Source organism: Flectobacillus sp. BAB-3569 (assembly GCF_002270355.1).
Taxonomy (GTDB): domain Bacteria; phylum Bacteroidota; class Bacteroidia; order Cytophagales; family Spirosomataceae; genus Flectobacillus; species Flectobacillus roseus.
This window is the reverse complement of the sequence record NZ_NJFZ01000004.1, coordinates 106,922-120,854: the sequence shown is the minus strand read 5'-3', so window position 1 is coordinate 120,854 and position 13,933 is coordinate 106,922. Positions and strand designations below refer to the sequence as shown.

The following is a 13,933-nucleotide window of genomic DNA, read 5'->3' as shown; positions in this document are numbered from 1 at the left end:
ACAATAGGGAAAGTTTGAAGGAAAACTTCTTGAAAAAGAAGAAAATAGGCATTATACCGTTTAAAAAGTTTACCCTTTTTTCTATGGTATATCATTAGTCATCCCTTAAATTTACTTAGTGTTTAACTATTTAATTGCAACTTTGCGAATATTCAAACACTACTCATTTGAATTTGATTCGCACGCAATGAGTAATCTTAACCTAATATCGTTTCTTAAATACTTGTTAACTTATGAGCACCCTTACTCGCAACAGTTTTTTAGCTTTAGCATTATTAGTGGTAGGTTCTGTGACCTCATGGGCTAAGCCATTGACAGAAGGCGGAGTCTTGTCCAATAAGAAGCCAAAAGCATTGGTGGAAGCAGCGCCTGTTGCTCCATATGCAACTTACAAGGTACTCAAATGTGGGTACGAGCTTAGTCCAAGTGATGAAGGTCTCTATGTAGGCTTAATTGCGGAGAACTGTAACTCAGGAACTGTTCACTGGTACAATAGCTCTAATAACTCAGAAATTGGTACCGGTGCATACCTTGAAAATCGTATTACTGCCAATACTAGTTATTATGCTAAGTGCGAAGAAAGTTCTGTTTACAGCTTACCTTCTGCTCCAGTAAATATTCCTTATGCTAAGATTCCTCCAAGACCACAAGTTTATTCTGTTAACACAGGAAGTTTCTCTTATTACGAAACATGCCAGAATCAGGCTAAGGAGCCAGTACGTTTAGCATCAACTGTAACAGACCCTAGTTTTGACTACGTTTGGGACAGAGACGGAATGAACGGGGTAACTTCAGCAAACACTAAAGGACAAGGTACTCCTAGATTGGAAATCGACTTAACTGGTAGATATTCCGTGAGGGCAATTTCAAGAAATTGTCCAACTCCTGCTGGTGTTCAATACTCAAGCAACAATATTTTTGTATTGTTTATCGAAATTCAAAAGCAACCAGTTATCACAGGGGACTCATTGTTCTGTCAGGGTAAAGTTGTGTCTCTGAAATCTGACAGTGCCACACACGTTGCTTACTACAAATGGTATGTAAACGGTGTTTACCAAGACTCGTTAGGAAATAAAAGCTCAATTAAATTTAATAAAACAGCGAAAATTCAAGTACAAACGATTGAAAATCGTCAGGCTTGTTATTCAAAGTTGTCAAATCCGATTAGCTTAAAAGCTCTAAACGTTCCTGCAAAACCTGTTATTACTCCCTCTAAGAAAAACGCAGGTATTTGTAATGGTGATACGTTGACTTTGACATCAAGCTTAGGCTTTAAGTACAAGTGGAACACAGGTGCAACAACTGCTAGCTTGAAAGGTATCAATGCTGTTGGTAAATATGCTGTTCAAGTAATCGATACAAGTGGTTGTGTATCTCCAACATCAGATACTACAATTGTTAAAGTATATGCTATTCCTGCAAAACCTACGATTTCTTCTGATGGTCCATTAGCGTTTTGTGATGGTTTTAGTGTGAATTTAACATCTTCAACTCAAAGCAAATATATTTGGAGTTCTGGTGAAGTAACTAAATCTATCAAGGTAACAAAGGCAGGTTCTTATACAGTGGCTGTTCGTGATACTAACAGTTGTTTGTCTCCAACTTCAGATGTAGTTCGTGTAACAGTATATGCTTTACCTGCTAAACCAACAATTACAGTTAAAGGTGATGGATTGGTTAAGGTTTGTGCTGATAGAAGTATCGTGCTAGAGTCATCAGTACTTGCTTCAGGTGAAACAACAAGATTCAGATGGACAACTAATGATACAACTCGCTCGGTGACTGTTAAAGTAACTACTAAAGCTGCTGTTAGAGTAGTTGATCCTAGAGGTTGTGTGTCTCCATTATCAGATACTATAGCAGTGACAGTATTGCCACTTCCTCCAGCTCCAGTGGTTACAGCTGAGGGTGCAATTACTTTCTGCTCAAGAGACGTTACTGATTATACAAAAGAAAATAGCGTAAGATTAACAGCTTCTAGTTCAAACGACGTTACATGGAATACTGGTTTGGTTAGTAAAGTTCTTGACGCAGTAAAATTATCAGGACAGTATTCAGCAACAGCAAAAGATGCTAATGGTTGTGTATCTGCTCGCTCAAATGTAATTACTGTTACAGTTAAGGAAAGCCCTAGTGCTTCGGCCGCAAGTATTGTAAAAGATGGCGCGTTTACTTTGAAAGCTACTAACTTCCCAGATGGTACAGATTATCAGTGGAAATATGGTTCTGAAGTGTTAACATTTACGACAGAAAGCATTAAAGCTAATCGTTATGGAGATTACTCAGCTCGTAGAAAGGTAGTTTACTCGGTGCCTGCTCCATTAAATACTTTGGTTTGTTATACTGATTACTCTAAAGCTTATACATTCAAAGAAGAGCCAGAGTTGAAAGGTCTAGCAATTTATCCAAACCCAAGTAATGGTCTTGTTACAGTAGAAACATTAGAAAATTATAACAAAGTAACTTTCTCTATCTACGATATGATTGGTCGTTTAATCTACACAGGCTCAATTCCAACAATTACTGGAAAAGCTGTAGTAGACCTTAGAAACCAACCTGAAGGACCTTATTTGTTCCGTTTCCAAGCAGATGGCTTCGAATTAACAAAACGTATTGTTATCAATAGATAATAAAAATATTCCCTGAAAAGCCCCGTCATTCTTACTATGATGGGGCTTTTCTTTTTATAAATGATTTCATTATTCAACAAGCTCTATGAAAAATTTATTCATTACTTTTCTATTATTTTCTTTTTTCAGCCTGTCATCAAAGGCACAATGGTTGCGCCAGAATATCAATACCACAGCGAGTTTTAGAACCGTTCATGCTCTTTCTGATAAAAATGTATGGATTAGTGGGAGTAAGGGTACTGTGCTAAGAACTATTGATGGAGGACAAAATTGGCAGGTAATTAATGTTCCTAATGCGGAGAAATTAGATTTTAGAGATATTTATGCATTTAATGAAAAAGAGGCAATTATTGTAAGTGCAGGAGAAGCCTCAGAAGGCGCTGCGAAGATTTATCGCACTGATGACGCAGGACAAACTTGGAATTTAGTTTTCCAAACAGAAGAAAAGGGTGTTTTTTTTGATGGTATAGACTTTTGGGATAAAAATACGGGGCTAGTTTTTTCAGATCCCGTGGCAGGGCACTGGTTTTTACTCAAAACCAAGGATGCAGGCAAAACCTGGGAAAGATTAATTCCAACGGCTTTACCAGCCAATAAAGGTACAGAGGCAGCATTTGCAGCTTCGGGTACAAGTATGATTACTGTAGGTAAAAAACAGGCTTATATATGTACTGGAGGAGCTGAGTCTGCACGAGTATTTAGAACTTTAAACCAAGGACAAACATGGGAGGCAATTGATACTCCTGTGCCTGCAGGTAAAGCATCAGGTTTGTTCGGAATGAAATTTTGGGATAACCAGCATGGTGTGGCTGTAGGCGGCGACTATTTGGAAGTTGAAAAAGACTTACCCAATGTATTGGTTACTGCAGATGCTGGAAAAACCTGGCAATTGGAGGCTAATACCAATCCTGCTGGCTTGAAAGAAGGAGTCGGTATATGGCAAAAGAAAATCATTATTGCTGTTGGTCCATCAGGCACAAGCTATTCGAAAGACTTTGGAAAAAGTTGGACTATGATTGATAAAACCCCATTCCATGCGATCAGTATTGTTGGTAATAGTGTGTGGGCCGTAGGAGGAAAAGGGACAGTTGCGCGCTTGAATACAGATTTTTTAAAGTAGACCAGTAAAATTAGAAAAGATAAAGGAACAAAGTAGAGAGCTTCATCTTTGATAGATGTGAGCGCTGCTACTTTGTTCCTTTATTTTTTAAGTGCTTATTTTCCTTTTACAGAAATCATCAATACTCCTATTAAGACTATTATCGTGCCTCCTATTTGCCAAATACTAATCGGCTCGTTAAGAAATACATTTGCCATGATAATCGTGGCAACAGGGCCAATACTCCCAATAATAGAAGCATTTCCTGAGCCTATTTTCTTAATGCCATCCGAAATCATAAACGATGGAATTACCGTGGTAAACAAAGCCATTACAAAAGAAAGCAAGTATGCCTCTTTAGGATAGGAGAATAGATTTGGGTGCTTGGTCAAAAAGAAATGTCCCATCACAATCACTGTCGAAATCAACATGGCATAACAAGTGAATCGCAAAGAACCTATTTTGGGAATCATTTCGCCACTGCCAATCAAATATAAAGCATAGGTAAAGGCACTCAGAAATACTAAAAACGAGCCTAATAATAAATCCTTTTGCATTCCAATTTTTAGGTCAGGAATAAAGGAAAAAAATACTCCAAGATATGTCACAACTAGTGCTAAATATTGAATTTTAGTAATTTTCTTTTTCAAAAAAATCGCTGAAACAATAACGACAATAGTTGGATACAAGAACAGAATTAATCTCTCAACACTAGCTGTTACATAGTTTAATCCCCAAAAATCGAATAGAGCCGCCAAATAATATCCAACAATACCAATCAAAATCATTGTTAGCCACTCTTTGCTACTGAGCGTTGGCTTTGTAGTATCTTTTATGTTTTTGAATACCAGAATACCTATATAAAATGGTGCCGAAAAAAGCATTCTTAGAGCAAGTAGTGAAATGGTATCTACATGATAATGTAGATAGTTATATCGTACCAACACGGCTTTTCCAGCGAAGGCTACTGCTCCTACAAAGACAAGAATAACTCCTGCAAAATAACTAGACTTGTGGGTTGATTTTGTTTTCATCGAGTTTAAGGGCTTTGTGCGATAAGAGATTTGGTTAATTATGGAAGAAAGACTCTTACGCTTATCGCAAAACAAAAAAGAGCCTTCCTTATGCAGAAAGACTCTTTTGAGTAGTACCTTTTACCCATGACAAACCTTCCTACAACAGAAAACTGTTGAGCCAGAGTGTCGAGATAATAGTACGATTGATATTCATATTTGTTAAAGGGTATTCAATCAGTGTTAGCTTTTACGAAGGATTTTCAACTATTTCAGAAATCCGATATCCGAAATAAACAGTTTTATAATCCTTCGTACACTACTGATTGCCAGTTCCTTATTTTTTTCTAAAGAATAATTGAATTGGTACACCAGTGAAGTCAAAGTGCTCACGCATTTTGTTTTCTAAGTATCGTTCATAACTTTCTCTGATATACTGAGGCAAGTTACAAAATAATACAAAAGATGGTGCTTTTGTTGGTAATTGAGTCAAATATTTAATTTTGATATACTTCCCTTTCCATGCTGGAGGAGGGTAGTTTTCAATAACCTGCAACATCACTTCATTCAACTTAGAGGTAGGAATACGTTTTGTTTTGTTTTCGTAAACCTCCAATACCTTTTCAACCGCTTGGAAAATACGCACTTTATCTTTTACCGAAGTAAAAATCATTGGCATATAGTTGAGCGGAGCCATACGTTGACGGATTGCATCTTCAAGACGTTTTGAAGTCATTGAATCTTTTTCCACCAAATCCCACTTATTGATCATCAACACAATTCCTTTTTTCGCACGGTGTGCCATCGAAATAATGTTCATATCCTGCGCTTGTAAGCCAGTAAGAGGGTCGATTGTAGTAGCATCGATTACAACAACTGCAACATCACATTCTTCCATGGCTTTCAGTGAACGAAGAATAGAGTAGTATTCTAAGTTATCATCGATTTTTGCCTTACGACGAATACCTGCGGTATCTGTAATGATAAACTCTTTTCCGTATAAAGTATAGTGATTGTCGATGGCATCGCGTGTTGTACCTGCGATATCAGTTACAATACTTCTTTGCTTACCTAATAGAGCATTCAAGAAAGAAGATTTTCCTACGTTTGGTTTCCCTAAAATAGCGATCTTAGGAATATCTTGATGTGGGTTTTCGATACCTTCTTCTGGGAAATGACTTACAATCCCATCAAGCAAATCTCCTGTACCCGAACCGTTTTCTGCCGAGATAGCAAATGGTTCACCTAAACCTAATTCATAAAATTCAGCAGCCATTAGACCTTTTTCGAAGGTATCAGCTTTGTTGGCTGCAACATATACAGGCTTCTTTGAACGACGTAGGACATTAGCAAAGTCTTTGTCTAAGTCGGTAATACCTGTGTGACAATCTACCACAAATAATAACACATCTGCTTCGTCGATAGCCAATTCTACTTGTTCACGAATAGCACCCTCAAATGTGTCTTCTGACCCATGCACGTATCCACCTGTATCAATAACTGTGAAGTATTTACCTGTCCACTCGCCAAAGCCGTAGTGACGGTCACGAGTTACACCAGATACGTTGTCCATAATCGCCTTCTTTTGTTCGATAAGGCGGTTGAATAATGTAGATTTACCCACGTTTGGGCGACCTACAATTGCTAAAATATTTGACATTTTGTTGGTTGTTTGAGCTGTTTCTCCAATTCATCCTGTCGAGCTTGTCATTGCAAGAAGGTGGTTAGAAATGGAGCACCTCTGGTTGATAATAAATGTATGACTCGACGGTCATTAAAACCCTATGTGATGAATAACCCTTGACAACACATGATTGATGGTCTCAAGTTGTTCTCATAATAGGAGAGTAGCACGACTGTTTCTACTCATTAATCTTGGCTATAGCCAAATTGCTTGAGTTTTTGTGCTTTCGAACGCCACTCTGGTTCGACTTTCACAAATTGTTCCAAGAACACTTTTTTACCAAAGAATTTCTCTAGTTCTTCACGAGCTTGAATTCCTACTTTTTTGATGGATTCGCCTTTGTGACCAATAATAATGGCACGTTGGGTTACACGCTCTACGTAGATTTCTGACGAAATTCTGATAATATTATCTTCCTCTTTGAAGGCTGTAATAGCTACCTCACAAGAATAGGGGATTTCTTTTTTGTAGTTTTTGAAAATTTTCTCACGAATAATTTCCGAAGCAAAAAAACGTTCAGGCTTATCTGTTAGCTCATCCTTTTCAAAATAAGGAGGATGATTAGGAAGGCTATTTACAATAGTGTCGAAAATAGAGCCAATATTCTTTTGTCCTAGTGCTGAGATTGGAATAATTGCTTGCGTAGGGAAACGTTCACGCCAATGAGCGATTTTTTCTTGCACTTGTTCTTCTGTAGCTAAATCAATTTTGTTGATTAACAAAAGCACTGGAACATGGTTGATGCGTGCTAATTTGTTGATTACATCATCTTCGTCATATTTTTCGAAAATATCCGTAACGAACAAAATAATGTCTGCATCTTCCAACGAACTATGCACAAAACTCATCATGGATTTGTGAAGCTCGTATTTAGGCAAAATAATGCCTGGAGTGTCAGAATAAACTAATTGAAAATCTACACCATTGTGTTGCCCATTCAAAATCCCCATAATACGATGGCGAGTAGTTTGAGCTTTGGAAGTGATGATAGATAGACGCTCACCTACCAAAACATTCATTAAGGTAGATTTTCCTACGTTGGGTTTGCCAATAATACTGACAAAGCCAGCTTTGTGATTGATTTGTTCCATGAACTAGTCCACGATTACCCTTGCCATGTTAATGGAGTCCCGTACAAGATAAGAAAACTCTATCTAGGATTCTTCTAGTATTCCCTAAAAATGAGTGTTTTGATGATGCTCGGGAGTTACCGTATCGGGCGATACAGCTCCCTTTGGAATGACAATGATAAATTATTAAAAATAAAAAGACGAGCTATTTCAGCTCGTCTTTACCTTGTAGCAGGAGCAGGACTCGAACCTGCGACCTTTGGGTTATGAGCCCAACGAGCTACCTACTGCTCCATCCTGCGGTGTTGTTGTGTTTGTTACTGGGTTGCAAAATTAGGGAGTTGGAATATGAAAAGCAAATTTTTGAGAAAGAAAATTTTAAAATTTCTGAAAATAATTTGTAATTGACTGTATTTCAGTGTGTTGAAAATGTAAAATTTTTTTAAAGAATATGATATCCATATCTCTATATTTCATAAAAGTCAAAAAAGTAGGCTTCCTTGAAAGCCTACTTTTTTGACTTTTATATAAATGTGTATCATGAAAATGAGCAAAGATCAGTTTTTAGAACATCCCTTTTGCCTTGCGTACATCTGGGTTTATCTTGTCACTTTCTACTAAGCCATCTCTCAAACGCAAAATTCGGTGCGCGTATTGAGCAATATCATCTTCGTGAGTTACCATTACAATCGTATTGCCTTTCGAATGTAATTGGTCAAACAAATCCATGATTTCGTAAGAGGTTTTACTATCAAGGTTACCTGTTGGCTCATCGGCAAGTAGGATAGAAGGGTCGTTTACCAAGGCTCTGGCAATAGCCACACGCTGGCGCTGACCACCTGAAAGCTCATTAGGTTTGTGACCAGCACGGTTTTCTAAACCAACTCCTTTGAGAGCAAGCATGGCCTTTTCGATACGGTCGGCTTTGGAATAACCTGCATAAATTAATGGCAGAGCTACATTTTCCAATGAAGACTGACGAGGCAATAGGTTAAAGGTTTGAAATACGAAACCGATTTCTTTATTACGAACCGTTGCTAAAGCATCGTCGCTCATTTTACTTACATCTTGTCCATTCAAAATATATTGTCCCGAAGTAGGTGTGTCCAAACAGCCAACAATGTTCATCAAGGTAGATTTACCCGAACCCGAAGGTCCCATAAATGCCACATATTCACCTTTGTTGACAGAAATAGAAATCGATTTGAGTGCGTCGATTACCTCTTCGCCCATGATATAGCGCTTTGAAATATTGGTAGTTTCAATAATTTTCATGAATGTTTGAATGGTTAAAGTGAAAGTAAACTTCCTCAGCAATAGGCAAAAGGAGACTTGAGCTTTTTTCCTAAAACAAACATACTTATTTATTGAAAACCTGCACTTTGTTTTTCGATAAGAGCGATTTTAGCTTGATATTGAGGCAGAAAACGCTGATAATCGGTAGGGAAGCGTTTTTGAAGTTCTATCATGGCGTCTTCGGCATAAGGTTCCATTCCGATAGTAAGACATTGCAATATATACATTTGCCAAATGGCAGGATTATCTTTTCTCCATTTCAAGGCATTGTTTAGCATTCGGTGTGCTTCTTCTGGTTTTTTATTATTGTTATAAAAAGCACTTACTTTTTCTAAGACCTTTTCATTGAGAGGATGCTGATATATGGCTAATTGAGCTGCTTTGGCATCTACAATATTTTCGGAAAAATTGTCGCTGGTACTCTCTTTTTTAACCAACGTATTTAACAAGACTTGGTAATATTGCGCTTTGTTAGAACTGGTATCTGAGCTTGCCCAAGCTTGTAATTGTTCAAAAGTAAGTTGCTTATCTCCCTTATAGAATTGTTGCATAGCATGGGCAAATTCTAAATCTTCAGAATATTGGTCATTTTCTGCTTTTTGGGCGAAGTCACGTAAAGGAATTGCTGTACCTAGATTTTTCTGGAATAAAGCCGCATTATAAATCCATGCAAACGTAGATACATCTAAGGCTTTTTGTTGGTTTGCTGAAATCTCAACCACTTCAGACTGCGCTTGCGTACTAAGCTTTAGCGCAAGTGCATTTGCCTGATAACTTGGGTAATCAAATGCTTTAAGCTGTTGAATATATTCTTTTTGAGTAGCCAGTTTTCCATTTTTTGCCCAAAATGCTACCAAATTACTGGCGGTAATGGGGGAGTTGCTCGAAAACTCTTGAGCTTTTTCTAAGTAAATTAAACTTGAATCTAGTTGCTTAGCTTTGTTGTAGAGATAGGCTAAATTAGTGAGAATTTCAGTGCTTTTAGGAAAATGCTTGCTTGCTTCTTTGAGGGTAAACAAAGCATCAAAAAAACGATCACGATCAGAGAATGAGCGCGCAAGACCTTCGTAGGCATATGGAGAAGGATTTTTAGCTAAAGCTCTTTTAAAATAGACTGCGGCAGTCTCATTATCGTTTTGTAAAAGTGCTAAACTGGCTAAAGCATAATTGGTTTTATGGTTACGAAATTCAGCTCCAATGGCTTGTTTATAGGCTACTTCGGCAAAACGATAATCGTGGTTTGCTACCTGATGGTCTCCCAATGAATTATAATAAGAGGCCACTGCTTGATTGAGTGTGTAGAAGGATTTCATCGAAAATAATGCCACCAAGATAATCAACGCCATGATGCGAAATACGTAAATTGGTAGACTCAATGGCTTGTATAGCACCTTCGAAACAGATAGCCCTTGTTGAAATAATCCGTAAAAATTGGAAAGTACATACAAGAAAAATAGAATCCCCATAACTAAGTTCGAGTATATGATAATATCTTCCCAAACCTCAATCATTGGGTCATTTGCGGTGGCAAAAGCATAAAAAATTCCCGATGTACTCAAAATTGCTAAACCAATATATATCAATGTTGTAGCGAACTCGTGGTTGAGTACTTTGGCGGCTAAAATCATACGGTCTGTGATACTCCAAATACCCAATATTGTGGACAATCCGAATAACAAAAATGGATTAAGATAGAGCATATCCCAATCAATTACTTTGTTGTTATGTAGAAAAACCAGTAAGATATTAAACCAGTAAATCAGCGTTAGCACTACAAAATTGAGTAAATTTTGAGAGCCTTGAGCACGCGTACTGATAAATACAAACCATTTGGGTATTTCGTATGCCATCCCAAAGATAAAAAGTGCGCTTAGGATAAAAACTTGTGGAATGAGTTGAGTAGAAAAATGGGTAATTGCACTTAAGTAAGAAGACATCTTTATGGTAATACTTCCAACAATTAACCAATAGACCAGAAAAGTCGAAAATCTTAATACTGTAGACGCATCACGTTTGAAGGCATGAAAAAAGTAGCTCAAGCCTGCAAAACCAATAATTATACAGAATCCTACCCAATTTCCTGTACGGTTGAGAAACAAATCCCATTGCAAGGTCATAAGTAAAAAGACACTTATACCTGTAAAAATGAGATACCAAGTACGAGAAATGAAGGTAATTCCGGTATAAATGAGCGACAATGCGATAATAGCTAAAATAGTAAAAATCCAAGAAGCTTCTATGTTGATACGCATCGTTGAAGCCAGAAATTGTTCACGAATTATATATGCTTTGCTTGGGATATGGAGCATTCCATCCGCACTTTGGGCAGGATCTAGACTGATGGTGATGTCATCGAGTTCGCTTAGAATATCCCAATGAATGACATTTTCTAGATAATTGACATAGTAATAAGCCAAACCAACCAAGCTAGTCAGTAGAAGAGCGAGTGCAGAGAGAAAAAGCCACTGAGTATTTTTTTGCCAATGTTTCCAAAAAGCGAAAGAATGATTCATGAATTTGAGGGAATAAGATGATGCTAAACCACTACTGGTCGAATTTGTAGCGCAATAATACAACGAAATCTTTAGAACGTATACCTGAAAAATTAAGCTATTTAGTCAAATTCAATAAACGAGTAAGTTGAATTTGAATTGTTTGTTGAATTTTTTTTGGGGAAAATTTCGAAAAAAAATCTCATTTCGAAAAGATGAAAATTTGCACTAATTTTTTTTATCAAATTCTGAAAAAAACGGATTATCTAAAACAAATAGATTTTTTTTGGAATATTGAAAAGGAAAAATATGGCAAAATCAAGAGTGTGCTGTGAAAAAAGCAGGATGGCCAAAAGAGCCAAACTAAATAAGATTCAACAAAACCTATACCTTTTCAGCAAAAAAACTGGTAAAAATCCAAAAACAACAATTGGTTATCTGAGATTTACAGAGTAATTTTGCGCTCCGAAACGGTATAGCAAATTCACACTTTGCTTAATCACTTGATAATCAGATAACAAAATCACAATACAAAATGGCAAATGCAGTCAATAAAGGAAAGGTTACGCAAGTAATCGGTCCGGTTGTAGACGTAAGCTTCGAAGGCGAAGGCTCTAAGCTTCCTGCAATCTTGAATGCCTTGGAGGTTCAGAAAGCCAACGGCACAAAAGTTATCCTTGAAGTACAACAACACTTAGGTGAAGACCGTGTACGTACAATCGCAATGGAAGGTACAGATGGTCTTCAGAGAGGTCAAGAAGTATTTGACTTAGGTCAAGCTATTTCTGTTCCTACGGGCGATGCTATCAAAGGACGTTTGTTTAACGTAGTAGGTGAAGCAATCGATGGTATTGCTCAACCAGTATCTGCTACAAGATTGCCTATCCACCGTCATGCTCCTAAGTTTGAAGAATTAGCAACTTCTACTGAGGTTTTATTTACAGGTATCAAGGTAATTGACTTGCTTGCTCCTTATGTAAAAGGTGGTAAAATCGGTTTGTTCGGTGGTGCAGGTGTAGGTAAAACGGTATTGATCCAAGAACTTATCAACAACATCGCAAAAGCTTACGAAGGTCTTTCTGTATTTGCTGGTGTAGGTGAGCGTACTCGTGAGGGTAACGACTTGTTGCGTGAGATGATTGAATCAGGTATCGTGAAATACGGTGAAGCATTCAAACACTCTATGGAAGAAGGCGGATGGGATTTGAGCAAAGTAGATGAAGATGCTTTGAAAGAATCACAAGCTACCTTTATCTTCGGTCAAATGAACGAGCCTCCAGGTGCACGTGCACGTGTTGCTTTGTCAGGTTTGACAGTTGCTGAATACTTCCGTGATGGTGATGGCGAAGGCAAAGGACGTGATATCCTTTTCTTTATCGACAACATCTTCCGTTTTACTCAGGCGGGTTCTGAGGTATCTGCCCTTTTGGGTCGTATGCCTTCAGCCGTAGGTTACCAACCAACATTGGCAACTGAAATGGGTGCGATGCAAGAGCGTATTGCTTCAACAAAACGTGGTTCAATTACTTCAGTACAAGCGGTATATGTACCTGCCGATGACTTAACTGACCCTGCTCCTGCAACAACATTTACCCACTTAGATGCTACTACGGTATTGTCTCGTAAAATCGCTGAGTTAGGTATCTATCCTGCAGTAGACCCATTGGATTCTACTTCTCGTATTCTTTCTGCTGACGTATTGGGTGACAAACACTACAATACTGCTCAACGTGTGAAAGAAATCTTACAACGTTACAAAGAATTACAAGATATCATCGCTATCCTTGGTTTGGACGAATTGTCTGAAGAAGATAGATTGGTTGTATCTCGTGCTCGTCGTGTACAACGTTTCTTGTCTCAACCATTCTTCGTAGCTGAACAATTTACAGGCTTGAAAGGTGCGTTGGTAGACATCAACGATACGATCAAAGGTTTCAACGAAATCATTGATGGTTTGTATGACCACTTGCCAGAAGCTGCATTCAACTTGGTAGGTACTATCGAAGATGCAGTTGCTAAAGGTGAGAAATTGTTGGCAGACGCAGCTAAATAATTTGGAAATTTGAAAATGTGTCAGTTTGAACAGAATTGACACATTTTTGATTTGAATTCTTTTCAAATTTTCAGGTTCTCAAATTTTCAAATTCTTATAGAAATGAACTTACAAATTATTACTCCGGATAAGACGGTTTTCTCTGGTGAAGTATCAGTGGTAACCTTGCCTGGAACTAATGGTTCTTTCCAAATTTTGAAAGACCACGCCCCAATCGTTTCTACGTTGGGTAAAGGCACTTTGATGGCTGATAAGCAAGAATTTACAATCGACGGCGGAGTGGTTGAAGTAGTTAACAACAAAGTGCTAGTTTTGGCCGAAGCTGTTTTGTAATTTGCTTTACAATGCCTTCTTCAAAAGCGATACAGTCTGACTGTGTCGCTTTTTGTTTTTATATGTTTCTACAGTTATTTATTCCTTCATAAATCTAAACTCACTTTTTCTTCGTAGATATTTTCAGAACACTTCAGATAAGTAAAAAGAAGTTAGCAGTTGTTAGTGTATTAGTTATTTTAGAATGCTTTCATAATCATCCGAAGAATACTACCAAAATATGCCGCAGATATACTGTTAATTTAATCTTTTTTGTTAAATGG

The 13,933-nt window shown here is 37.6% G+C and carries 9 protein-coding genes and 1 tRNA gene; 4 read left to right on the top strand and 6 right to left on the bottom strand.

Annotated elements, in window-relative coordinates:
- Nucleotides 1-233: 233 nt before the first annotated feature.
- Together BWI92_RS03305 and BWI92_RS03300 are read left to right on the top strand one after the other, a co-directional pair.
- Entirely contained in the window at nucleotides 234-2,630 is a 2,397-nt protein-coding gene (locus BWI92_RS03305; RefSeq protein WP_095160709.1) for a T9SS type A sorting domain-containing protein, read from the top strand.
- Between the two features lie 85 nt (nucleotides 2,631-2,715).
- Nucleotides 2,716-3,750, top strand: a complete 1,035-nt coding sequence (locus BWI92_RS03300) for a YCF48-related protein (protein WP_095160708.1) — start codon at nucleotides 2,716-2,718, stop codon at nucleotides 3,748-3,750.
- 95 nt (nucleotides 3,751-3,845) lie between these two features.
- Here the strand turns inward: BWI92_RS03300 and BWI92_RS03295 are convergent, their stop codons facing one another.
- The 6 genes from BWI92_RS03295 to BWI92_RS03270 all read right to left on the bottom strand — a co-directional run bounded on the left by BWI92_RS03295 (nucleotide 3,846) and on the right by BWI92_RS03270 (nucleotide 11,305).
- Nucleotides 3,846-4,763: a DMT family transporter gene (locus BWI92_RS03295; RefSeq protein WP_095160707.1), complete on the bottom strand. Its 918-nt coding sequence runs from the start codon at nucleotides 4,761-4,763 to the stop codon at nucleotides 3,846-3,848.
- A gap of 316 nt (nucleotides 4,764-5,079) precedes the next feature.
- Nucleotides 5,080-6,402, bottom strand: a complete 1,323-nt coding sequence (gene der / locus BWI92_RS03290) for a ribosome biogenesis GTPase Der (RefSeq protein WP_095160706.1) — start codon at nucleotides 6,400-6,402, stop codon at nucleotides 5,080-5,082.
- Nucleotides 6,403-6,611: 209 nt separating this feature from the next.
- Nucleotides 6,612-7,517: a GTPase Era gene (era, locus tag BWI92_RS03285; protein ID WP_095160705.1), complete on the bottom strand. Its 906-nt coding sequence runs from the start codon at nucleotides 7,515-7,517 to the stop codon at nucleotides 6,612-6,614.
- Nucleotides 7,518-7,725: 208 nt separating this feature from the next.
- Nucleotides 7,726-7,798 (bottom strand) — tRNA-Met (locus BWI92_RS03280).
- Between the two features lie 262 nt (nucleotides 7,799-8,060).
- Complete coding sequence (locus BWI92_RS03275; RefSeq protein WP_095160704.1) at nucleotides 8,061-8,771, bottom strand: ABC transporter ATP-binding protein; 711 nt, start codon at nucleotides 8,769-8,771, stop codon at nucleotides 8,061-8,063.
- 89 nt (nucleotides 8,772-8,860) lie between these two features.
- A complete protein-coding gene (locus tag BWI92_RS03270; RefSeq protein WP_095160703.1) occupies nucleotides 8,861-11,305 on the bottom strand; it encodes a tetratricopeptide repeat protein in 2,445 nt (814 codons plus the stop codon).
- Between the two features lie 514 nt (nucleotides 11,306-11,819).
- On the opposite strand from BWI92_RS03270, the gene atpD reads away from it, so the two are divergent.
- Nucleotides 11,820-13,337 carry a F0F1 ATP synthase subunit beta gene (gene atpD, locus BWI92_RS03265; protein ID WP_095160702.1) on the top strand — a complete coding sequence of 506 codons (1,518 nt, stop codon included), beginning with the start codon at nucleotides 11,820-11,822 and terminating at the stop codon, nucleotides 13,335-13,337.
- A 102-nt stretch (nucleotides 13,338-13,439) separates the two neighbouring features.
- On the top strand, nucleotides 13,440-13,670 hold the full coding sequence (gene atpC / locus BWI92_RS03260) for an ATP synthase F1 subunit epsilon (RefSeq protein WP_095160701.1): 231 nt from the start codon (nucleotides 13,440-13,442) through the stop codon (nucleotides 13,668-13,670).
- Nucleotides 13,671-13,933: the final 263 nt, after the last annotated feature.

Coding starts and splice junctions, on each gene's coding strand:
- atpD (WP_095160702.1), top strand. CDS start 11,820: ATGGCAAATGCAGTCAATAAAGGAAAGGTTACGCAAGTAATCGGTCCG.
- BWI92_RS03295 (WP_095160707.1), bottom strand. CDS start 4,763: ATGAAAACAAAATCAACCCACAAGTCTAGTTATTTTGCAGGAGTTATT.
- der (WP_095160706.1), bottom strand. CDS start 6,402: ATGTCAAATATTTTAGCAATTGTAGGTCGCCCAAACGTGGGTAAATCT.
- BWI92_RS03305 (WP_095160709.1), top strand. CDS start 234: ATGAGCACCCTTACTCGCAACAGTTTTTTAGCTTTAGCATTATTAGTG.
- atpC (WP_095160701.1), top strand. CDS start 13,440: ATGAACTTACAAATTATTACTCCGGATAAGACGGTTTTCTCTGGTGAA.
- BWI92_RS03275 (WP_095160704.1), bottom strand. CDS start 8,771: ATGAAAATTATTGAAACTACCAATATTTCAAAGCGCTATATCATGGGC.
- BWI92_RS03270 (WP_095160703.1), bottom strand. CDS start 11,305: ATGAATCATTCTTTCGCTTTTTGGAAACATTGGCAAAAAAATACTCAG.
- era (WP_095160705.1), bottom strand. CDS start 7,517: ATGGAACAAATCAATCACAAAGCTGGCTTTGTCAGTATTATTGGCAAA.
- BWI92_RS03300 (WP_095160708.1), top strand. CDS start 2,716: ATGAAAAATTTATTCATTACTTTTCTATTATTTTCTTTTTTCAGCCTG.